The following is a 1,225-nucleotide window of genomic DNA, read 5'->3' as shown; positions in this document are numbered from 1 at the left end:
GCCCTGCCGGCCACGCGCTGGATGGCCGAGCTCGGCGCCTTCGCGCTCCGCTCGGAGAGCGAGCTGCTGCTGAAAAGCCGCCGCGTCGTGCCGACCAGGCTGCTCGACGCGGGCTTCGCCTTCGAGCACCCGGACTGGCCGCAGGCGGCCCGCGACCTGGTGCGGCGGCTGCGCGGGCGGTGAAGGCGACCCTAGACCTGGTACGGCGCCTGCGCGGGCGCTGAAGACAGCCCACGACCCGGTGCGACGCGGCTGCGCGGGCGCCGAAGCCCCCCGAGTGGCTGGGACGCCCGCGGCGGGACATGCTCGTCGGGACGCCCGAGCGGCGCAGGACCGCGCAGGACCCTGAGTGGAGGCGACAGTGACGGGTGTGACCAGCGCCGATCTTCTCGTGGACGCGTTCGGCAGGATCCGCGAGGAGGTCGCCGCCGTCGTCGACAGCCTCACGCCCGAGCAGCTCGCGCACCGGGTGCAGGACTCGGCCAACTCGATCGCCTGGCTGGTCTGGCACCTCACCCGGATCCAGGACGACCACCTCGCCGACGCGGCCGACCGCGAGCAGGTGTGGACGGCCGAGGGCTGGGCGCAGCGGTTCGCCCTCCCGTTCGCCGTGTCGGCCACCGGCTACGGGCACCGGCCCGCCCAGGTCGCCAAGGTCGCCGCCGGCGCCGACCTGCTGCTGGGCTACCACGAGGCCGTCCACGCACGGACGGTCGACTATGTGCGCAGGCTCAACGGCCCGTCCCTCGCGCGGATCGTCGACGAGTCGTGGGACCCGCCGGTCACCCTCGGGGTGCGGCTGGTCAGCGTGATCGCCGACGACCTCCAGCACGTCGGCCAGGCGGCCTTCGTCCGCGGCCTGCTGGCCGGGAGCTGAACGCCCCGGAAGTAGGGCACGTTCGGACCGAATCGGGCGGGATGGGACGATACGTGCCATGTCAAGCACGTCTCCCCCGGTCCGGGGCACTGCCGCCCCGCCCGACCCGCTCCGCCGCCTGCTGCTCGAACTCGGCGACGCCCTCCTGGGCGGAGGTCTGCCCGTCCACGACGTCGAGGAGGAACTCCATGGCCTGGGACGGGCACTGGGGGCTCCGGACGTACGGGTCGCCGCCCTCACCAACGGGCTGTTCGTCCAGCTGCACGCGGACGACGACGCCGCGTTCCAGGCGGTCGGCGCCGCCCTGCGGTTCGAGCAGACGGCCGACGTCCTCCACCTCGTGCACCG

General features: G+C 74.1%; 3 protein-coding genes. All 3 read left to right on the top strand.

Annotation, left to right across the window (positions count from 1 at the left end):
- Window positions 1-183: DUF1731 domain-containing protein (locus tag AB0O00_RS40285; RefSeq protein WP_363659626.1), on the top strand; the 183-nt coding region annotated here is incomplete at its 5' end.
- A gap of 187 nt (window positions 184-370) precedes the next feature.
- Window positions 371-877, top strand: a complete 507-nt coding sequence (locus AB0O00_RS40280) for a DUF664 domain-containing protein (RefSeq protein ID WP_363659625.1) — start codon at window positions 371-373, stop codon at window positions 875-877.
- Between the two features lie 58 nt (window positions 878-935).
- The coding region (locus AB0O00_RS40275) for a threonine/serine exporter family protein (RefSeq protein WP_363659624.1) at window positions 936-1,225 on the top strand (290 nt) is incomplete at its 3' end.

Origin of the sequence: Kitasatospora sp. NPDC093558 (assembly GCF_040683475.1) — a bacterium.
Taxonomy (GTDB): domain Bacteria; phylum Actinomycetota; class Actinomycetes; order Streptomycetales; family Streptomycetaceae; genus Kitasatospora.
The sequence above is the reverse complement of the archived record's forward strand: the minus strand, read 5'-3'. Positions and strand labels throughout refer to the sequence as shown.